Below are 20791 nucleotides of genomic sequence, written 5' to 3'. Positions count from 1 at the left end.
CTCCCCTCATTACTCACTTAAATTTGTCTCTAAAACTTGTTTAATATCAAAATTTTCAATTTGAAGATAATATTCTGCACAATCAATTAAAGCTTTCATTGGAATTAACCCGATAACTTCAGCTCCAACTACTGGAACACCATATCTTTTTGCTTCCATCTTAACCATTTCTTGAATAGTATATACAGATGTCTTTTCATAATTTACCATGTTTATTGAAACTTGAGCTATATTCCTTTCAGTTAACATTACTCCAACAGCTTTAGCATATCTTAAGCCTCCGCTTATATGTCTTATTTTCTTAGCTATCGCATTAGCTATTTCTATATTATCTGTACCTAAATTCACATTGTATGCTATTAATGGAAACCTTGCTCCTATAACAGTAGCTCCGCTTTTTTTATTCATTTCACATGGACCAAAATCAGGCTTCCATTCTGGCTTCTTTATTTTTTCAAAGAAACCTTCATATTGACCTTTTCTTATCTCTGCTAAATTTCGTCTTTCTGGCGCTGTAGCAGCATCTTCATATAAATAAACTGGTATATTTAATTCTTCTCCAACCTTTTTTCCTAAATCTTTTGCAATTTCAACACACTCTTCAGTAGTTATATCTCTTATAGGAATAAAAGGAACTACATCTGTAGCACCCATTCTTGGATGTGCTCCTGAATGCTTACTCATATCTATAAGTTCAGAGGCTTTTTTTATAAGTTTAAAAGCAGCTTCCTTTGTTTCTTCTGGACCACCTATAAAAGTTACAACAGATCTATTGTGATCTTTATCTGAACAATAATCCAAGAGCTTTACACCCTCTGTTTTTCTAACTTCATCTACAATTTTTTCAATTATTTCTTTATCTCTACCTTCACTAAAATTAGGCACACATTCTACTAATTTACTCATACGTACTTCCCCCTAATTGTTTATATTTAACTTTATTATAACGTTTACACATCTCTTAAACGTCTATAAATTATTATTATTTAGAATCTTCTTTTAAATTCAACATATTTTCTATAGACGCTAAATTCTTATCTATTATTCTTTAGATTTTTAAATAAAAACGGATAATATAAAACCTTTCTTAATTTTGTTACTAAAAATTAAGAAAGGCTTCATATTATCCTAAGTAATTAACCTATTTAAATCATCAACTTGATGTTGATCCATAGCCTCATTTAAATACATTATACCTTGTTTAGCGTATTCTTGAAAATCATCATTCAAATAATCTTTAAATATATGATCAAAATACATATTATCTTTCACATAAAACCGCACTTCTGCCTTAGCTCTAAAAACTGTACCTATTTCCTTTGGATTTTTTAGAATCCTCGAATTCATATCTGCACTTTTTAAAAATTTTAGAGATTCTTCAAAGTTTCCATCTTTCATTAAAATTATTGACATAAAAGCCTCAGCTATGGATTTTCCCCATATAAGATCAAACTTCTTGTAAATATTTAAGGCCTTTTTGAAATACTTTGTTGATAAATTATAATCATTTGTATAAAAAGCTGTTTCTCCTGCATTAGTATAAAATAGAGCAAGACTAGTTAGTACATTTTTTTGTTCACATATTTCAATAGCCTTATTGTAGTAATCCAATGCTTCTAAAAAATTTTCTTTTCTCTTTCTTATGTCTCCCATATAATTATAGCAAGCAGCTATGTTTAAAGCATATTTATCAAAAGCATGCTTAGTTTCGCTTAAGGTATTTATAGATTCCTGCATTAACATTTGAGCTTCTTCATATTTTCCAACCATCTTTTTATATAAGGCCTTGAGTCTTAATATTATTCCAACCTCTTCATAATAATTACACTTGACAGCTAGTTCAAGCCCACAATTTATATGCTTTATCATTTCATCACTTTTATTTGTTTGAATACAATAGTAAATCATTTGCTTATAGCCTTCTATAGCATAATCATTACACCCAATTTCATTAGCCTTATCTATCATATCTTGAATATTCTTTATTCCTTCTTCATACTGCCCTTTTCTTATTAAATATCTTCCTTTTATATGAAGCACACTTACTTCTAATTTTAGTACTTCGCTAGAATTTTGTTCTTTGATTTTTAAATCATCCAAGGATTTTTCAATTTCCTTAAGACTTTTAGTTGTTTCTTTATCATTGAAATATAATTCATTATAGGATTTATTACTATAATAAATTATAGGAAAAAGCTCATGGCTAAAGTTAAGATAAACATTTAAATTTTTAATTCTATATTTAAGAGCCTCTATATAATTATACGCATTTTCAAAATGATATATCAATTTATAATAAATATTAATATCTCCTATATTATTCTTCAATGTTTTTTCTAGTATTTTACCTATTTTATTATGAAGTATTTTCTTTTTTGCTGCAGATAGATTCATATATTGAAATTCTCTTAACTTTTGATGAGTAAATTTAAAGCATATATTCTCCTCATTTATTGACTCTTTTAAAATAAATCTACCTTCAAGCTTTTCTATTATATCCATAATTTCAAGTTCATCTTTTTGTGTTAATTCTTTTAATATAAACATAGATACTTCATCATGGAATAATGATGCTATTTCAACTATTTTTCTTTCATCATCAGATATATCTATAAATCTAGTTTTTAAAACATCCTGCATCTTAGAGGTCATTATATTTATATTATTTTTTGACTTTATTATATTAAGGTACTCTTTAAGGAAAAATGCATTTCCTTCAGTTTCTGCATATATTTTATTTATAATTTCCTTTGACAAACTATACTTTGGAAGAGCCTTTTTAATAAAATTTTCTACTTCAGAAGTAGTAAATCTATTAAGCTCTATAATCTCAATTCTGTCATACTTTTTTGCAGAAACTAAAAACCTATCTACATTATGATTAAATTCATTTCTAAATGTAAGTAAAAACATTATATTATTTTCTTCACATTTAGATATAATACTTGTAAGCAAAGAAATACTAACCGAATCCATCCATTGTATATCTTCAAATACTAATAAAATTTTTCTATCAATGCATATTTTTTTCAGTATGTATGTTAATATATTTCCAACTACATCGTGCTTTAACAGTTCTATAGTATCCTCTAACTTAACATTTTCTGAATATCTAGAATCATTATTTACTTCCGGGACAAGTTCCCTTATTATATTTTCTAAAATATCAGAAGTTTTATTCTTATTATCAGCTATAACATAAGCTAAGCTTGAAATTATATTTCTCCAAGGCTTTAGCGCATATTCATTTTCAAACTGATAGCAATTTGTTTCAAAAATATAGACTTCCTTATCTTTTTCAATAGTCTGAAGAAATCTCTCCTTAAGGCTTGTTTTACCTATACCCATTTCACCTTTTATTAATATTGATTTTGAGTCTTTACTATTAATAAAATTTTTATAATTATTCTCCATAAGTCTTAATTCATTAATTCTTCCATAAAAATAATTTTCATTATTTTCTTCTTTATGTCTTACATCCATTAAATTTAGTACTTCTTTAAAAACCTCCGTTGTTTTAGCATCAGGAACTATAGATAATTCTTTATTTAGCGTATCTGAAAGTTTATTGTATAATTCAATGGCACTATTAAATTTTCTTTGATTTTTATAACAGCAGATTAGCTTTCTATAAGCTTCCTCATCAAATTCGTCAATTTTTATAATTAATCTGCAATATTTTTCAATTTCATCATAATCTTCAGTAATTTCTTCTGATTCCAATTTATCTTTAAGTCTTTTTAAATATATTCCTTGAAGATATTCCCTTATTTCAAATACCCATCTTTGAAAGTTTTCAGCATCTTTAGGCATAAAACCTTTTAAAAATTCACCTTCATATACATCTACTTCATCTTTGTTATTGATAAATTCATCTACATCTGTATCTATCTTTGTATTTTCATTAAATAGAATTGTAGACTTATTTAAAAAATCTATTACTTCTTCTTTACCAAAAACCTTTTTTAATTTGTATATTGCATTTCTTAAATTTTTTCTTGAAATACTCTCTTCCATATCTGGCCATAAAAGTGCTGACAACTCATCCCTTGTAGCTTGTTTCCTTATTACCAAATAGCAAAATAGAGCTTGGACTTTACTATATGGAAATGATATATTTTTTCCATTAAAGGTTGCAATAAAATTCCCAAGTAGTTTTACATGGATATAATCCATATCATCACCTCTTAAATTGCACTTTGTATATTCATAGTTAATTATAAATATCACAAAATTTTTTGTCAATTTTTAAAAAATCTTTAAAATAATACTTTTAAATATTTATATATAAATAAAAATCACTGTTATCAATGTAGTGTTGCCAGTGATTTTTTATTATTAATATCATTTCTTACTTAATTTAAAATTATCCTTGTTAATTTACCAATCATATGCTATCATTTACTTTGCACAAATTAATGCGATATTTAAATAAATTATTACAGCACTGTTCTGTTAATAATATAATAATATATCATTAGTTTTTTTGAAACATTAATAAACAAAACATCTAAAAATTGTTTATTTATTAATTTATTTGTGAATAAATGTAAGTTAAATCTATGAATTAATAAATTCTTTTTTATGATAACGTTTGAAATTGTTAATTTAATATTTTTTTTGGTATAATGTTAATAACATATCATTTATACTGATTATCTTGCATATAATAAATATTTGTTTTTGCAATTAATAAACATTGTATTTAATATAAGGAGTGATACATATGAATTTAAAGGTTAACGGATTAGACGACTTAGATCTTCAGATACTACATATTCTCATAAAGGATTCTAGAACTCCATTTCTTGAAATAGCTAGACAATGTCATGTAAGCGGAGGAACTATCCATGTTAGGATGAAAAAAATGGAGGATCTGGGCATAATTAAAGGAACCAAGATGATTATAGATAACTCAAAACTTGGCTATGATGTCTGCTGTTTCATAGGAATATATTTAGATAAAGCTAATACTTTTAAGGAAACTCTAGAACAATTAAAGCTTATAAAAGAAATTGTTGAACTTCACTATACTACTGGAGAATATACTATATTTATAAAAGTAATTTGCAAAAATATAGCAGACCTTCAAAATTTACTAATGAATAAAATTCAAAAAGTTGATGGAATTCAAAGAACAAATACTTTTATTTCTTTATATCAACCTGTAGATAGAAATATAGAATTGGATATTATGACTAAAGAACAGTAAAAACGGGAAAATTTTTTCCTGTTTTTTTTATTTGCTTATAATTTTTAAAAATATGCAAATAATAATTTTATATAAAATTATAAAGGAGATGTAACCATGAAAACATTAGATGTTATCGCACTAATATTGGTAATTATAGGTGCTATAAACTGGGGGTTAATTGGATTTTTCGGATTCGATTTAGTAGCTATGTTATTTGGCACTATGTCTACCTTCACTAGAGTTATATATGCTCTTGTAGGTATAGCCGGCTTATATGCCTTCTCATTATTTGGCAGGGACAGAGACCCTGATAGAGATAGGGATCATGACAGAAGAGAAGTTAAATAATTTTAAAAAAGTAGATAGAAAATTTTCTATCTACTTTTTTTACTTTAATCTTTTTAAATACTATTTTAATTCTGTTTTTATTCCCCTACTTAAAGTGTTTTCGTAATCTATGAACTCATAGACATCATGCTCAAATAAATCACTAAAATTTTTTAATTCTTCTAAGGAAATATCTTCTATTGCCTTATCTTTTTCTTCGCAATAAAGCACTATTTCACCTATTACCTTATGAGCATCTCTAAATGCCATACCCTTATTAACAAGATAATCTGCTGCTTCTGTTGCATTTAAAAATCCTTTTTTAACTGCATTAAAAGTATTTTCCTTTTTAATTTTTATTGAGGAGAGCATACCTCTCATTATCTTTAAACAGCTTAATACTGTATCTAAGGAGTTAAAAAACTGTTCTTTATCTTCCTGCATATCCTTATTATAGGCAAGGGGAATGCCCTTCATAGTGGTAAGCAGTGCCATGAGTGATCCGTATACTCTCCCTGTTTTGCCTCTTATCAATTCTGCAGCATCTGGGTTTTTCTTTTGAGGCATGATACTGCTTCCTGTTGAAAACTCATCATCTATCAAAATAAAGTCAAATTCTTTGCTACTCCAGAGGATCAATTCTTCACTTAAACGGCTTAAGTGCATCATCATTATAGAAAAGCAAGATAAAAGCTCTATAACATAATCCCTATCACTTACTCCATCTAAAAAATTATCTACTGGCTTTTTAAATCCTAATTCTTTAGCTGTAAAACTTCTATCTATATTGTAGGTAGTTCCAGCTAAAGCACAACATCCAAGGGGACTTTCATCCATAATTTCTATGGCATTTTCTACCCTCTTTTTATCTCTAGATAACATATTATGATAAGCCATAATATGATGTTTGAATGTTACTACTTGTGCTCTTTGAAGATGAGTATAACCTGGCATCAAAAAGTTGTTTTCTTCCCCAACTTTTACTATTACATCTCTAAGTGCATCTATATCTTCTATAACTTCAAAAGCTTTTTTCTTTGCATAAAGTCTTAAATCCACAGCTACCTGATCATTTCTACTTCTTGAAGTATGAAGCTTCTTTCCTACCTGACCTATTCTTTCTATTAAATTCATCTCTACAAAACTGTGAATATCTTCATAATCGCCTTCTATATGAAGTACATCATTTTCTATATCTGAAAGTATGGAATTTAATCCTCCTGTTATGCTTTCGCATTCTTCCTGTGTTAAAATTCCACATTTAGCAAGCATTTTAACATGTGCTTTACTTCCTTGAATGTCTTCATAATAAAGTGTTTTATCAAACCCTAAAGAACTGTTAAAATCCTCCATAAGCTTGTTTTCAGCTTTTTTAAATCTTCCACCCCAAAGTTTCATAATTACTTTTCCTTCTTCTTATTAGTCATAGCTTGTATTTTGCTTGGTAGGCCAAATAAATTTATAAATCCTTCTGCATCCTTATGGCTGTATAATTCACTAGCACCAAAGGAAGAAATACCTTCATCATAAAGAGCGTAAGGTGCATCTATTCCTGCTACCATTATATTTCCTTTATATAATTTTAATTTTACTGATCCTGTAACATTTTTCTGTGTAGTATCTACAAACGCATCTAAAGCTTCTTTTAATGGAGAAAACCATAATCCTTCATATACTAATTCACCATACTTTTGAGATACTGATTGTTTATAGTGGAATGTAGCTTTATCAAGAGTTAATCTTTCAAGTTCCTTATGTGCTGCATAAAGAATTGTTCCACCTGGAGTTTCATAGACTCCTCTTGATTTCATTCCTACTAATCTGTTTTCAATTATATCAATTACTCCTATTCCATTTTCTCCACCTATTTCATTTAAAGTCTCTATTAATGAAACTGGAGCTATTTCTTTTCCATTTAATTTTTTAGCTATTCCTTGTTCAAAATATATTTCTACGTAAGTAACTTCGTCTTTTGCCTTTTCTGGTGGAGTTGTCATAAGATACATTTCCTGCTTATGCTCATTTTTAGGATCTTCTAAATCCCCACCTTCATGACTTAAATGCCATAAGTTCTTGTCTCTTGAATATATTTTTTCTTTAGTTACTGGCACTTCTACCCCTTTGGCATTAGCATAATCTATAGCATCTTCTCTTGATTTTATATCCCATATTCTCCATGGTGCAATTACCTTTATTGTAGGATCAAAAGCTGCTATACCAACTTCAAAACGTACTTGATCATTTCCTTTTCCAGTGCATCCATGCGCTATGTATTTTGCACCTTCAGCATGTGCTATTTCAACTAATCTTTTTGCCATTAATGGTCTTGCAAAAGAAGTTCCAAGCATGTACTTTTCTTCATATAAAGCTCCTGCTTTTATGCCTTTAAATACATAATCAGTTATAAATTCTTCTATTAAATCTTCAATATATACCTTTGAAGCTCCAGTTCTTAAAGCTTTTGCTTCAACTTCCTTCATATCATCACCTTGACCAACATTTATACATGCTGCAATAACCTCTAAATCATAGTTTTCCTTAAGCCAAGGAATTATTATTGATGTGTCCAATCCACCAGAATACGCTAATACAACTTTATCTTTCATAAAAAATACCTCCGTCTTTCCAATTGAGAATTTATGATACCATCTTCAGTCTCAATCTTTTTTATATTTTTATTTTTCAAATACTTAATTTTATAAATAAGTGTCAACTGCATTTTTTGTAGTTGACACTTATTTTATACCAACCTTTTAGAGTACTTTTTCCAAAAACGCTTTTGTTCTTTCTTCCTTAGGATGAGAGAATATCTGCTCTGGTGGTCCTTGTTCTACAATTTTTCCACCATCCATAAATATAACCCTGTCGGCAACTTCCTTGGCAAAACCCATTTCATGAGTTACAACTACCATAGTCATTCCTTCTTTTGCCAAGTCCTTCATTACATTTAAAACTTCTCCAACAAGTTCAGGATCTAGTGCAGATGTAGGTTCATCAAAAAGCATTATATCTGGTTTCATAGCAAGTGCTCTTGCTATAGCAACTCTTTGTTTCTGTCCACCTGAAAGCTTTGAAGGATAGTAATCCATTTTATCTGAAAGTCCAACCTTTTCTAAAAGCTTTTTAGCATTTTCTAAAACTTCATTTTTATTTTCCTTTTTTACTACAACTGGTGCTTCCATTACATTCTGCATAGCTGTCATATGTGGGAATAAGTTAAAATTTTGAAAAACCATTCCCATCTTTGTTGTAATTTTTCTTATAAGCTTCTTATCTTTAGGATTTAGTTCTTCACCTTCTATAACTACTTTACCACCAGTTATTTCTTCAAGGTGATTAAGACATCTTAAAAATGTACTTTTTCCTGATCCTGAAGGTCCTATTACAACTAGAACTTCTCCCTTTCTTACATTAACATTTAAATTTTCAAATACGGTTAAATCATTAAATTTTTTAGTTAAATTTGTAGCTTCTATCATAAAATCTTTAGTATTAAAATCTATACAATTATTTCCAACTATGTTTTCCATAAAAATTTCTCCTTTTTATTAATAAACAGAAAGTTTCTTTTCAAATACTCCAAATACACCTGTAAATATGGTAGTTAATAAAAGATATAAAATACCTGCTGTAAAAAATACCTCTATAGGTCTGAAAGTACTTGCATATATCTGTTGAGCAGATCTCATAAGTTCTACCATAGCGATAGTTGATACTAATGAAGTATCCTTTAATAATGCTATAAACTCATTTCCTACAGGTGGTATTATAACCTTAAAAGTTTGTGGCAATATTATCTTTTTCATAGTATCTGCATAAGTGAAACCTAGAGCTTTTGCAGCTTCAAACTGTCCTTTATCTATAGATTGAATTCCACCTCTTATTATTTCTGCCATATATGCACCACAGTTTAAGCTTAATCCTATGGCTGCTGCTGAAAAAGGTGTTAATTCCACTCCCATAAAAGGCAAACCATAATAGAAGAAAAATAACTGCAAAAGTAGAGGAGTTCCTCTAAATATCCATGTATAAAAACTTGATATTATTCTAAACACTACATTCTTAGAAAGTTTCAAAAGTGCTAAAAATACTCCAAGTATTGTTCCTACAACTAGCGCAATAACAGTAAGTTCTATTGTCATTACACTTCCCTTTAAAAGGATGGGTAATACTTTTATTATAATTCCTGTATCCAATACTTTCACTCCAATTCAATTTTTTAAGTTTAGGACAATGAGACTAATAATCTCATTGTCCTGTAATTTCTGATTAAATGAATCTTATTTTTCATTATATATGTCAGTTCCAAACCATTTTACTGAAAGCTTAGAAAAAGTTCCATCCTTCTTTAATTCATTAATTGCCTTTTGAACTGCATCTTTTAATTCTTTATCTTCATTTTTAAATCCTATACCCATTGGTTCTTTAGTAAGTTTTTCTGATAAAACTTCATATTTGCCCTTCTTATCAGCTTCTGATATATAGTATCTGCCTACTGGTTCATCTACTATAACAGCATCAATTCTACCTATTAATAAATCTTGAAGTTCCTCTGTAGTTTTATCATACTTTTTAACTTCTTTTAATCCTTGCATTTTAGTTGCAACACTTTCACTAGTTGTACCAAGACCTACTCCTACAGTTTTACCTTTTAAATCATTAGCACCCTTTACAGCAGTATTTCCATTTTTAACAACTATTATTTGTGAATTCATTACATATGGATCTGAAAATGATATTTCTTTTTTTCTTTCATCTGTAATGCTTAAACCTGAAATTATAGTATCAAATTTACCTGATTTAAGTGCAAGAATTATTCCATTAAAATCAGTACATACAAATTCAGTTTTTACCCCTAATTTTTTTCCTATTTCATTTGCCATATCTATATCGAAACCTTTTAGTTCATTTTGCTTGTCTCTAAATTCCATTGGAGGAAATGAATCCTCAAGTCCTACTTTTAATACCCCTGCTTTTTTTATTTTTTCTAATGAATTTCCCCCCTGAGCTTGGCTCTGACTGCTGCTTGACTTTCCACATCCGGCAAACAATGCAGCAACGAAAATTACTGATAGCATAAGTACTACTGCTTTTTTTAAACTTTTCATTTTTTTCTCCCCTTTTCCAATAAACTTTTTTGACTCCTTAGATCAATATAATAATTATACATCCATTATTATAATTATGCAACTTTTTTTTAATATTTATTTTTATAAATTATCTTTATTTACAATTTTAAATTGTACTATAAACTTATTGCATAAATTGAACCTTTTTCTTTAGTATCAATGTTTTATAGAGATTTCATATTAGTGCTTTTTTTACGTTATTTGTGTGTAAATATAGTGAATATTCGAACTACTTCTTTTCTGTATATTCTGCATAAAACTTTCGTTATTCATAATAATTTTATAAGGTATATGAAAGGATATATACTAACATACTGATTAGTTATTTTTTGAATATGCCTAAATAGCAACAAAAAAATATCTGTATCCAATTCTAGATACAGATATTTTTAATCCAATTTTAATTTATATACATTAAGTTATGTTTTTATTTAAAATATCTATTTAATAAACCTTTAAATGCACATCCATGTCTTGCTTCATCTTTGCACATTTCATGAACTGTATCATGAATTGCATCGTAGTTTAATTTTTTAGCTAAAGTAGCTAAATCCTTTTTACCTTGGCATGCACCATGTTCTGCTTCTACTCTCATCTCTAAGTTTTTCTTTGTACTATTAGTTACAACTTCGCCTAATAATTCTGCAAATTTTGATGCATGTTCTGCCTCTTCAAAAGCTATTCTTTTATAAGCTTCAGCTATTTCTGGGAAGCCTTCTCTATCAGCTTGACGGCTCATTGCTAAGTACATTCCTACTTCAGTACATTCTCCAGTGAAATTAGCTCTAAGACCTTCTATAACTTCAGGATCTACATCTTTAGCAACACCAATTTTGTGTTCATCTGCCCAAGACATTTCCCCTTCTACTTTTTCAAAAAATTTATCTTTTTTAGCTTTGCATTGAGGACATACATCTGGTGCTTCCTCTCCTTCATAAACATATCCACATACTGAACAAACAAATTTTTTCATTACATATTCCTCCAATTCAAAATAATTTTTATTTTATCTAAATTTTTATTTTTATATTCTTTACAGGTATTATTATATAATAACAATTATTATTTTGCAATAGTATTTGGAAAATTTTTTTCATGTTTTTCCATAATACTTATTTAAATCAACTTTCACAGTTTTAAAAAAATGCTTCTCATTTTTTTATTAATAACAAAAAACATTCCCCATTTAAACTAAGGAATGTTTTTCATCTATTATATTGTTCTTATATAAAATCATAGTTTTATTAAGCAGCATTTTCTTCTTGATCTAATAACTTTTTTCTTCTTATTTTCTTTTCTTCACCATAAGCAACAATCAATAGAAGGCAAACTCCTATAATAAGTGCACCATAAAATATTACAAACACATCATTCCATCCATGAAGATGTACACTTCCAATATTTATACCTGATGACTTAGGATCTGCTATTTTTGCTAGTGCCACTTTAGCTGTAGAATCACCAAATAAATATCCAAAAGTACCACTTAAACCATTTGCCACTGCAATAGCTTTCTTAGGAGCAAAATCCGCAAGGGATACTCCAATTAATAGTTGAGGTCCAAATATTAATGCACCAAGGCAAAATAATGAAATATTTATCATTGTAACACTTGTACCATATCTATATCCAAGTACTGCTACAGAAGTTAACATCAAACAAAATACTGCGACTATAGATCTTCTTCCCTTTAATACGTCAGATACATATCCCCAAGTAAGACTTCCTAAAAGTGCTCCCATTTCAAAATAAAATATTGTATTTACAGCAGCACCCATTGGAAAATGTAATTTTTCTGTAACATATAATGGTGCCCAATTGTCAATTCCTATACGTACTATATATACAAATACATTAGCTACACATAAAGTCCAAATCCAAGGATTTGTTATAACATACTTTTTCAAAACCTCAAACTTACTCATTCCATCTAGTTTTTTAACTTCTTTGTCTTCTGGTTCATCAAATATTTCTGGTGCTGAATTCCAGCCTAATTCTTGTGGTTCATCCTTTCCAATAAATAGAATTGCAATACCTACAATTAATGCTACTAGCGCAGGTACTATAAACATTCCTGCTGCATTTCCATGAAAGAATATGTTTGCTCCAGCTAATGCTAATATTCCAGCTAATCCTCCACCTATATTATGTGACATGTTCCAAAATCCTAAATATCTTCCTCTTTTTTTGGATGGCGTCCATCTAGAAATTGTAGAGTAAGAACTTGGACCACCTGGAGCTTGTAAAAATCCACTTAATCCCCATAAAAATAAGATGGCACCAGTAGGTTTTTTACCCATTAATAAAATAATTCCAATTATTAAAACCATAGTGGCAGACATACTTAATAATACTGATATTGCACGTTTTGAGTTTCTGCCATCTATAATGTATCCTAAAATGGTTTTGCCCAAAGCATAAGTTAAAGAAAATCCAAAACCTATATAACCTAGTTCAGTTGTAGTAAATCCTAACTGACTTTTTAATAAAGGTTGTGCTGATTTAAAATTATTTCTAATTAGATACATACATGCATAGGCCATAAAAACAACGAAGAATGCTTTAAAAAATTCTTTAGCCCAATCCTTTCTTTGCTGCTCAATTGGTACAGATGCTTGTTTTTTTTGAATACTGAAAAAGTCTACTACTTTATTCATTTTTGTTCCTCCCTTTAAAGCGTTTTAACAATTACAAATTAATAATAAGCAATTATTTTCGCATAAATATTTCATTTAATATAACAATTTTAAAGTAGCTACTTTTTAAACTAATTTAATCCATTCCACATTTTTAATAATTCTTCTCTATCATTGCTAGCCTTAGTAAAATCATAATTTATATATATATCTAAATTTGAAAGCTTTATTTCACTTTTAGAATTTATATCTTCTCTAGTAGACATTCCTAATGATATATTGGATAATGCATCAGCTGCTTCCTTAGTGGTACAAAAATCTATAAAAAACTTTCCAACATCTCCATTAGGACCTTTTTTTATTTTTGAAATTGCATCTATATTCCAACCAGCTTTTTGTGGTACATTAGTTACTATATTAAATCCAGAATTTTTAATAAGTAATTGATCACCTAAAAAGTTTATACCTATCAAATATTCACCTGTACCTACCTTTTGTGCTGGAGTATATCCATTAACAGTAAATTGACCTACATTAACTTTTATTTTTCTTAATAAATTCTTAGCTTTTTCTTCTCCCATGTTTTGCACTAGTGATGCTAAAAAAGTATAAGCTGTACCTGACGTATTAGGATCAGGCATTACTATTTCTCCTTTATAAACAGGATTTAATAAATCTTCATAACTATTAGGAATCTTTAATCCTCTAGTTCCAAATTCTTTTTCCCATCTGTCTTTATTTATAACAATAGACAAAGGTTCTATTTCAAAACCAATCCAGTAACCTTGCGAATCTTTATACTCTTTTTGTATAGCATTATCGTTCTTACAAATATATTTTTCTGAAAGCCTTTCGCTCTTCATAAGGGTATGAGCATCGCAGCTCCCTCCCATAAATATATCTGCCTTTGGAGAATCTTTTTCTTGTCTAACTCTAGCTACAGCTTCTTCTGTAGGCATTCTCATATATTCATATGTACATCCTGTTTTTTGTTTAAAAAGTTCTAATAATCTTTTTCCTACTTCTTCTCTAGATGCTACATATACTACTAAATGTTTTCCTTTTAAATCTGGATAGCCATTTTCATAAGTTACTTTTAAAGAATTTCTATTACATCCAGTTAAATTAAAAACTAAAAATATTAATATGATAACAGACACATACTTTTTAAATTTCATAATAACCTCCACAATTAACTATTGTATATGATTTCCTTCTATCCTCTTACATATATCTTTCAAGTTGCCTTTCATATATATGTGCCTTCCATTTTCATCTCCCATATACTGTGCAACGAAAAAATTTTTATCATACACATCAATAGTCATTACATTATAACTTTTAACTTTTAATAAATCATTATCCTCTTGGTCAACATATACTTTTATATGAGCCACTATATTTTGATTTTCTCCTGTTAAAGCCATAACTTGTCTGTCATCTTCAATTTTTGTGGACTTTTCCACTATATTTTTTATATACTCTTTATCAGAATTTCCTAACTTAATTTTGTTATTGTTTGAATCTATAAAAATCACCTTACTTCTATCACTTATAAACTTTCCTAAATTAAATGGTGAATATAAATAATTTAATAAGCTGCTTTTTAAATTACTTATTATAGGCAATTTATAATTATCATAGTAAACATAATTATTTAACTTAAATACATTACTTATTTCAAAATCATCCTTTGTCCCATTTAAATAATATACACTTCCTTTAATATTAACAGATGATGTATCCTTACTTATGTAATTATTTTTACTAGTATAATCTGAAGTAATGTCATTTATTGAACTCCATATGTTTTTTATAGAGTTATCATCTTGTAATGTATAACTTCCTAATTTATCATTATAAAATTCAATTTTTACTGGTATAGACATATTAATTTTTTTCATAGTAGTTTCTTTATCATCTATAATTGTAACTTTATTATATAGATTGTTATAATTGATACTAGTTCCTATAATACATAACAGTATTATAAATAAATATATGCCAATAACTTTAAATTTTATATTAATCCTTTTCATTTACCAATCCTCCTATATAATAACGTCATAATTCATCATAAGTATTTCATAAATGTTTCATAAATGTAACATTTTATCGTTTTCATAAATTATTTAAAAACTATTTTTACACATGTCCACATTCCAGCTTTACTGGAAATTTTTATATTCCATCCTTGCTTTTCTACTATTTCCTTGCAAATAGTAAGACCTAAGCCATTTCCACTTTTATTTCTAGAATTTATTTTGTCTACCCTAGATAAAGGCTCAAATATTTCATCCAAATATTGTTCATCTATACCTATTCCATCATCAATAATACTTAATAATACTTTTTCCTCATGTTTTTGCATTTTTATATCAATGCTTGTACACTCACTATACTTTATAGCATTATCTAATATATTTAATATGACTTGTTTAGTTTTATCTCTATCTAAAGCTATTTCTATATCAAATAAATCCTTCATTATGCCTATACCATACTTATTCATCCTTGGCTGCATAATATTTAAAGTTTCCTCTACTATTTCTCTTAAATTGTTATTAGTTTTTTCTATGTTAAAATTAACTTTACCTAATTTAGATAAATCCAATAATTCCTCAACTAACTTTAAAAGCCTTTCTCCTTCCTTTTTTACATAAACAAGACTTTCTTCTATGTCTTTTTCATCCTTTAATCTAGGAATTAAATCAGAATATCCTATTATAGCTGTTAATGGTGTTTTAAATTCATGAGTTACATTATCTAAAAAGTCCTTTTGTTTTTTCTTTTCATCTTTCAAACTTTCTATATAAACTCTTATATTTTCAGACATAGTATTAAATGTATTAGCTAAATCCTCTATTTCATCTCCACTTTTAATTTCTATCTTATTCTCATAATTACCCAAGGCCACCTTTTCTGAAACTTCCTTTAGCTTTTTTATAGGCTCAGCTATATTCTCTGAGAATAAATTGCTAAGTATCCAGGATATAATCACTGCTGCTAAAGCCACAATTCCCATAATAACCAATATACTATGTATTAATTTTTGACCAGTATCTATTGAATAAACATACCTCACACATCCTATAGTATTCTTATTTAAATAAATAGGACTTGAAAATAATATATATATTTGTCCATCAATTTTTTTTACTACATAAGACTTATTACCTTTTACAGCACTATTTATATCTTCAGCATACATATTAACACTATTACTTATGGAATCTGCTAAGATTTCTCCACTTGCATCATACATTTGTATTCTAAATGCCAACTTATTAGATAAATAAGTGGTTATAAGAGGACTCATATTCCTAAAAGCAGTTTCAGAATATGTTGCCTTATCTTTTTCAATATAACTTGCAATATATAATTGAGTACTATAACTTTCTTTTGTCAAAAAATTAATAGAGCTTTTTATAACATTACTATATAAATTGTTAATGGTTATTAAATATATAAAAACTATAGCTGGAATAAGTATTCCCATATTCATTAAAATAATCTTTGTTTTAATTTTTAACTTCAATTTTTTCAAAGGGACACCCCATTTCTTTATATCTCTAACTTATATCCTACACCATATATAGTTTTTACCGACTGGGAATACGGACTAAGTTTTTTTCTCAGTCTTTGTATAAGTATATCTACTGCCCTAGAATTTCCTTCATATTCGTAACCCCATACTTTTTCTAAAAGCTCATCTCTTGTAAAAACTTTATTATGATTTTCAATCATTAAAAGTAATGTATTAAATTCTTTATAAGTCATATTTACTTCTTTACCATCTACCAAAACCTTTCTTTCATTTTTTAATACTTTTATAGCTCCTAAATTTATTTCATTATTTTTATGTACTTCTTCTCTATCTTTTTTAGTTATTCTCTTAGTTATAGCCTTTATTCTTAGAATAAGTTCCGTACTATTAAAGGGTTTTGTTATATAATCATCTGCACCTAACTGTAATCCCAATAACTTATCATTTATTTGACTTTTAGCCGTAACCATTATCACAGGTATATCATTATTCACTTCTTGAAACTTCTGTATAACTTCATGTCCACTTATATCTGGAAGCATGATATCTAATATAACTAAATCAGGCTTTTCCTTTTTAAACTTTTCAATTCCTTCAATACCATTCATACTTACAATTATTTCATATCCTTCTAATTTTAGATTCATTTTTATCAAATTTAAAATACTTTTTTCATCATCTATAACCAATATTTTCATAAGAAATCCTCCTTAACATGGTTTCTCTTTTAATATTATTATATTTTAATATAGTGTTTTTACAAAGCAATATATAGTTTTCATTATCTATTACCCTAAAAATAAAAAAAATTTTTAAAAAACACTTGATAAATAATAATTATTATTATATAATAATATCAACAAGTAAATAATAAATAAAAATTAACGATAAATAATTTTGAATTGGAGGAATATGTAATGAAAAAATTTGTTTGTTCAGTATGTGGATATGTTTATGAAGGAGAGGAAGCACCAGATGTATGTCCTCAATGTAAAGCTAAAAAAGATAAATTTGTTGAAAAAGTAGAAGGAGAAATGTCTTGGGCAGATGAACACAAAATTGGTGTTGCTAAAGATATAGATCCTGAAGTTATAGAAGGTCTTAGAGCTAATTTTACTGGAGAATGCACTGAAGTTGGAATGTACTTAGCAATGAGCCGCCAAGCTGATAGAGAAGGCTTCCCAGAAATAGCTGAAGCTTATAAGAGAATAGCTTTTGAAGAAGCAGAACATGCATCAAAATTTGCAGAATTATTAGGCGAGGTTGTAACTAATAGTACAAAGAAAAACTTAGAAATGAGAGTAGAAGCAGAACATGGTGCATGCCAGGGTAAAAAGGATTTAGCTACTTTAGCTAAAAAATTAAACTATGATGCAATTCATGATACAGTTCATGAAATGTGCAAAGATGAAGCCAGACATGGTGCCGCATTCAATGGATTATTAACTAGATATTTTAAATAAAAACTATTAACAATTAATGTGAAATACCCACTCCCTAATTTATATTTAACAAAGCCAAGTAAAGTGTATGCATACATTTTACTTGGCTTTATTTTTATCTTATTATATCATTATAAACCATGGTGATAATTAATGAGGCCTTTTTAATTTATTATATATTTTAAATTGGAGGATTTTTTATGGAAAAATATGAATTAAACAAAAATTTAGCCCAAATGTTAAAGGGCGGTGTAATCATGGACGTTGTAAATCCTAAAGAAGCTGAAATAGCAGAAAAAGCTGGCGCTTGTGCTGTAATGGCACTGGAAAGAGTTCCTTCAGATATAAGAAAGCAAGGCGGCGTAGCAAGAATGTCAGATCCAAAAATGATAAAAGAAATACAGGCAGCCGTATCTATTCCTGTTATGGCAAAGGTTAGAATAGGTCATTTTGTAGAAGCACAAATACTTGAAGGACTTAAAATAGATTATATTGATGAAAGTGAAGTATTAACTCCTGCCGACGAAGCCTACCATATCAACAAATGGGATTTTAAAGTTCCTTTTGTTTGTGGAGCAAGAAATCTTGGTGAAGCTTTAAGACGAATAGGCGAAGGTGCTTCAATGATTAGAACTAAAGGTGAAGCTGGTACTGGAAATGTTGTAGAAGCTGTACGTCATATGAGATGCATGATGGAAGAAATAAGTAAGGTAAAAAATTCTTCTGAACAGGAACTTATGACACTTGCTAAAGAATTAGGAGCACCTTATGACCTTATTAAATATGTTTGGAAAGAAGGTAAACTTCCTGTAGTTAATTTTGCAGCTGGTGGAATTGCAACTCCAGCAGATGCTGCTCTTATGATGCAGCTTGGTTCTGAAGGCGTATTTGTAGGTTCAGGTATATTCAAATCTTCTAATCCAGAAAAAAGAGCTAAGGCTATTGTACTTGCAACCACATACTATAATGATCCTAAAATACTTGCAGAAGTTTCTACTGACTTAGGAGAACCAATTAAAGGTCTTGACTTAAGAGATTTAGATAACAGATATGCCGAGAGGGGCTGGTAAAACATGAATGTTGGAGTTTTATCTCTTCAAGGTGGAGTTATCGAACATATAAATCATTTAAAATCTCTCGGCTGCAATGCAGTAGAAGTGAAAAAAATATCAGATTTGGAAAACATTCATGGTATTATTCTTCCTGGAGGAGAAAGCACCGTTATTGGCAAGCTATTAAAAGAAACCAATTTACTTGATCCATTAAAAGAAAAAATATTACGAGGTTTTCCAGTTTGGGGCACCTGTGCTGGGATGATACTTCTTGCCAAAGAAATTGAAAATGATGAAAATACTTATCTCTCTGTTATGGATATAAAGGTTAAGAGAAATGCATATGGAAGCCAAATTGATAGCTTTGAAACTGAAAAAGTAATTGAACAAGTTTCTCCAAATCCACTTCCTCTGATTTTTATAAGAGCTCCTTATATTTCTAGTCACAGTAATGATGTAAAAACTATCTGTGAAATTGATGGAAATATGGTGGCTGCTAGGCAAAATAATATACTAGCTACATCATTTCATCCTGAACTTAGTAAAAATCTTGAATTTCACAAATATTTTTTATCAATGTGTAATAAAAGTAAAGAATAAATCCTAGATTAATAGGATTTATTCTTTACTACCTGTAATTTAGTAAACTAAGCATAATGCGACGCAACTTTTCTTGAGAGGACAATTGTCCTTTGTCCTCTCAAAAATAATACGTCGTATTATTTTTTATCAGATTCCATTGCCATATTTCTGTATTTTTCCATTGTTACTCCAAATAATTCTGAAGTAGTTGGTGGTGTATACGAAATAGCATTAGCACCCGCTTCAATAGTTTCTTTTATACTCTTTTCATCTTTCCCACCAGTAGCTATTATAGGAAATTCAGGATACTTTTTTCTTATTTTTCTAACAACCTCAGCACTTCTCTTTCCTGCTGCTACATTAATTATAGTAGTCCCTGCTTCTATTCTTTTTTGTATATCATCATTTTCTGAAACTACTGTAACTATAATAGGAATATCTATTGTATCTCTCATTGCTTCAATGACCTCATTTGATGTAGGACTATTTACTACTACTCCCATAGCTCCTTTAAATTCAGCATCTAAAGCAAGATTAACTACCCTTTTACCCATAGTAAGACCACCGCCAACACCACAAAATACTGGTACATCCGAAGCAGCAACTAATACCTTTGTTATCACCGGCTGCGGCGTAAAAGGATATACTGCCATTATAGCATCTGCATTGGTATTCTTTATAACCGCAATATCTGTAGTAAATAAAAATGACTTTAATCTTTTTCCAAATACCTTTATACCGCTAGCATTTCTTATTACCTCAGGAATGTTTATCATATGACTTCTAAGTGTTCCTTTTATTTCCGGCACATATTTAACATTTTTCCCAGTTGCATTATCTACGTCACTCATACCTTACATGTTCCTCCTCTTATATTAGATT

Annotated in this window: 19 protein-coding genes; 5 read left to right on the top strand and 14 right to left on the bottom strand. The window is 28.7% G+C overall.

The genetic code is table 11. The features are described from left to right. Positions 1 to 9 precede the first annotated feature (9 nt). Both ftcD and Ccar_RS23040 read right to left on the bottom strand, forming a co-directional pair. The gene (gene ftcD, locus Ccar_RS23045) at positions 10 to 906 is read right to left on the bottom strand and encodes a glutamate formimidoyltransferase (RefSeq protein ID WP_007065124.1); all 897 of its coding nucleotides are present in this window, start codon (positions 904 to 906) and stop codon (positions 10 to 12) included. A 222-nt stretch (positions 907 to 1128) separates the two neighbouring features. Next, the gene (locus tag Ccar_RS23040; RefSeq protein ID WP_007065125.1) at positions 1129 to 4176 is read right to left on the bottom strand and encodes a tetratricopeptide repeat protein; all 3048 of its coding nucleotides are present in this window, start codon (positions 4174 to 4176) and stop codon (positions 1129 to 1131) included. 550 nt (positions 4177 to 4726) lie between these two features. Between Ccar_RS23040 and Ccar_RS23035 the strand changes: the two genes are divergently transcribed. Both Ccar_RS23035 and Ccar_RS23030 read left to right on the top strand, forming a co-directional pair. Beyond that, positions 4727 to 5212: an Lrp/AsnC ligand binding domain-containing protein gene (locus Ccar_RS23035; protein ID WP_007064120.1), complete on the top strand. Its 486-nt coding sequence runs from the start codon at positions 4727 to 4729 to the stop codon at positions 5210 to 5212. A 96-nt stretch (positions 5213 to 5308) separates the two neighbouring features. Then, the gene (locus tag Ccar_RS23030) at positions 5309 to 5542 is read left to right on the top strand and encodes a DUF378 domain-containing protein (RefSeq protein ID WP_007064119.1); all 234 of its coding nucleotides are present in this window, start codon (positions 5309 to 5311) and stop codon (positions 5540 to 5542) included. Positions 5543 to 5602: 60 nt separating this feature from the next. Here the strand turns inward: Ccar_RS23030 and argH are convergent, their stop codons facing one another. From argH to Ccar_RS22975, 11 genes are all read right to left on the bottom strand, one after another. Continuing rightward, positions 5603 to 6919 carry an argininosuccinate lyase gene (gene argH / locus Ccar_RS23025; protein ID WP_007064118.1) on the bottom strand — a complete coding sequence of 439 codons (1317 nt, stop codon included), beginning with the start codon at positions 6917 to 6919 and terminating at the stop codon, positions 5603 to 5605. Positions 6920 to 6921: 2 nt separating this feature from the next. Continuing rightward, a complete protein-coding gene (locus Ccar_RS23020; RefSeq protein WP_007064117.1) occupies positions 6922 to 8127 on the bottom strand; it encodes an argininosuccinate synthase in 1206 nt (401 codons plus the stop codon). 147 nt (positions 8128 to 8274) lie between these two features. Further along, positions 8275 to 9051 (bottom strand): amino acid ABC transporter ATP-binding protein, encoded by a 777-nt coding sequence (locus Ccar_RS23015; protein WP_007064116.1) that lies wholly within the window; start codon positions 9049 to 9051, stop codon positions 8275 to 8277. An 18-nt stretch (positions 9052 to 9069) separates the two neighbouring features. Then, positions 9070 to 9717: an amino acid ABC transporter permease gene (locus Ccar_RS23010; RefSeq protein ID WP_007064115.1), complete on the bottom strand. Its 648-nt coding sequence runs from the start codon at positions 9715 to 9717 to the stop codon at positions 9070 to 9072. Between the two features lie 84 nt (positions 9718 to 9801). Next, positions 9802 to 10629, bottom strand: a complete 828-nt coding sequence (locus Ccar_RS23005; protein WP_007064114.1) for an ABC transporter substrate-binding protein — start codon at positions 10627 to 10629, stop codon at positions 9802 to 9804. A 448-nt stretch (positions 10630 to 11077) separates the two neighbouring features. Beyond that, a complete protein-coding gene (locus Ccar_RS23000; protein WP_007063001.1) occupies positions 11078 to 11623 on the bottom strand; it encodes an NADH peroxidase in 546 nt (181 codons plus the stop codon). A gap of 271 nt (positions 11624 to 11894) precedes the next feature. Further along, positions 11895 to 13307, bottom strand: a complete 1413-nt coding sequence (uhpT, locus tag Ccar_RS22995; RefSeq protein ID WP_007063002.1) for a hexose-6-phosphate:phosphate antiporter — start codon at positions 13305 to 13307, stop codon at positions 11895 to 11897. Between the two features lie 110 nt (positions 13308 to 13417). Next, positions 13418 to 14464: an ABC transporter substrate-binding protein gene (locus Ccar_RS22990; RefSeq protein WP_007063003.1), complete on the bottom strand. Its 1047-nt coding sequence runs from the start codon at positions 14462 to 14464 to the stop codon at positions 13418 to 13420. Positions 14465 to 14482: 18 nt separating this feature from the next. Next, entirely contained in the window at positions 14483 to 15325 is an 843-nt protein-coding gene (locus Ccar_RS22985) for a DUF3919 family protein (protein ID WP_007063004.1), read from the bottom strand. 89 nt (positions 15326 to 15414) lie between these two features. Next, positions 15415 to 16833: a sensor histidine kinase gene (locus Ccar_RS22980; RefSeq protein ID WP_007065126.1), complete on the bottom strand. Its 1419-nt coding sequence runs from the start codon at positions 16831 to 16833 to the stop codon at positions 15415 to 15417. Between the two features lie 17 nt (positions 16834 to 16850). Then, positions 16851 to 17531: a response regulator transcription factor gene (locus Ccar_RS22975; RefSeq protein WP_007063006.1), complete on the bottom strand. Its 681-nt coding sequence runs from the start codon at positions 17529 to 17531 to the stop codon at positions 16851 to 16853. Between the two features lie 219 nt (positions 17532 to 17750). Here Ccar_RS22975 and Ccar_RS22970 point away from each other — a divergent pair, with 219 nt between their 5' ends. From Ccar_RS22970 to pdxT, 3 genes are all read left to right on the top strand, one after another. Beyond that, positions 17751 to 18296 carry an NADH peroxidase gene (locus Ccar_RS22970; protein ID WP_007063007.1) on the top strand — a complete coding sequence of 182 codons (546 nt, stop codon included), beginning with the start codon at positions 17751 to 17753 and terminating at the stop codon, positions 18294 to 18296. A 179-nt stretch (positions 18297 to 18475) separates the two neighbouring features. Further along, a complete protein-coding gene (pdxS, locus tag Ccar_RS22965; protein ID WP_007063008.1) occupies positions 18476 to 19345 on the top strand; it encodes a pyridoxal 5'-phosphate synthase lyase subunit PdxS in 870 nt (289 codons plus the stop codon). A gap of 3 nt (positions 19346 to 19348) precedes the next feature. Further along, positions 19349 to 19927, top strand: coding sequence for a pyridoxal 5'-phosphate synthase glutaminase subunit PdxT (pdxT, locus tag Ccar_RS22960; RefSeq protein WP_007063009.1), 579 nt, complete (start codon positions 19349 to 19351; stop codon positions 19925 to 19927). 119 nt (positions 19928 to 20046) lie between these two features. On the opposite strand, the gene Ccar_RS22955 is transcribed toward pdxT, so the two are convergent. Further along, entirely contained in the window at positions 20047 to 20760 is a 714-nt protein-coding gene (locus tag Ccar_RS22955; protein WP_007063010.1) for a beta/alpha barrel domain-containing protein, read from the bottom strand. Positions 20761 to 20791: the final 31 nt, after the last annotated feature.

The sequence above is a fragment of the Clostridium carboxidivorans P7 genome, from assembly GCF_001038625.1.
Classification (GTDB): domain Bacteria; phylum Bacillota; class Clostridia; order Clostridiales; family Clostridiaceae; genus Clostridium_AM; species Clostridium_AM carboxidivorans.
This window is presented reverse-complemented; position numbering and strand designations above follow the sequence as displayed.

What these genes read in the sequence shown, in the direction of transcription:
- ftcD (WP_007065124.1), bottom strand. Translation starts at nt 906, where the DNA reads ATGAGTAAATTAGTAGAATGTGTGCCTAATTTTAGTGAAGGTAGAGAT.
- Ccar_RS23040 (WP_007065125.1), bottom strand. Translation starts at nt 4,176, where the DNA reads ATGGATTATATCCATGTAAAACTACTTGGGAATTTTATTGCAACCTTT.
- Ccar_RS23035 (WP_007064120.1), top strand. Translation starts at nt 4,727, where the DNA reads ATGAATTTAAAGGTTAACGGATTAGACGACTTAGATCTTCAGATACTA.
- Ccar_RS23030 (WP_007064119.1), top strand. Translation starts at nt 5,309, where the DNA reads ATGAAAACATTAGATGTTATCGCACTAATATTGGTAATTATAGGTGCT.
- argH (WP_007064118.1), bottom strand. Translation starts at nt 6,919, where the DNA reads ATGAAACTTTGGGGTGGAAGATTTAAAAAAGCTGAAAACAAGCTTATG.
- Ccar_RS23020 (WP_007064117.1), bottom strand. Translation starts at nt 8,127, where the DNA reads ATGAAAGATAAAGTTGTATTAGCGTATTCTGGTGGATTGGACACATCA.
- Ccar_RS23015 (WP_007064116.1), bottom strand. Translation starts at nt 9,051, where the DNA reads ATGGAAAACATAGTTGGAAATAATTGTATAGATTTTAATACTAAAGAT.
- Ccar_RS23005 (WP_007064114.1), bottom strand. Translation starts at nt 10,629, where the DNA reads ATGAAAAGTTTAAAAAAAGCAGTAGTACTTATGCTATCAGTAATTTTC.
- Ccar_RS23000 (WP_007063001.1), bottom strand. Translation starts at nt 11,623, where the DNA reads ATGAAAAAATTTGTTTGTTCAGTATGTGGATATGTTTATGAAGGAGAG.
- uhpT (WP_007063002.1), bottom strand. Translation starts at nt 13,307, where the DNA reads ATGAATAAAGTAGTAGACTTTTTCAGTATTCAAAAAAAACAAGCATCT.
- Ccar_RS22990 (WP_007063003.1), bottom strand. Translation starts at nt 14,464, where the DNA reads ATGAAATTTAAAAAGTATGTGTCTGTTATCATATTAATATTTTTAGTT.
- Ccar_RS22985 (WP_007063004.1), bottom strand. Translation starts at nt 15,325, where the DNA reads ATGAAAAGGATTAATATAAAATTTAAAGTTATTGGCATATATTTATTT.
- Ccar_RS22975 (WP_007063006.1), bottom strand. Translation starts at nt 17,531, where the DNA reads ATGAAAATATTGGTTATAGATGATGAAAAAAGTATTTTAAATTTGATA.
- Ccar_RS22970 (WP_007063007.1), top strand. Translation starts at nt 17,751, where the DNA reads ATGAAAAAATTTGTTTGTTCAGTATGTGGATATGTTTATGAAGGAGAG.
- pdxS (WP_007063008.1), top strand. Translation starts at nt 18,476, where the DNA reads ATGGAAAAATATGAATTAAACAAAAATTTAGCCCAAATGTTAAAGGGC.
- pdxT (WP_007063009.1), top strand. Translation starts at nt 19,349, where the DNA reads ATGAATGTTGGAGTTTTATCTCTTCAAGGTGGAGTTATCGAACATATA.
- Ccar_RS22955 (WP_007063010.1), bottom strand. Translation starts at nt 20,760, where the DNA reads ATGAGTGACGTAGATAATGCAACTGGGAAAAATGTTAAATATGTGCCG.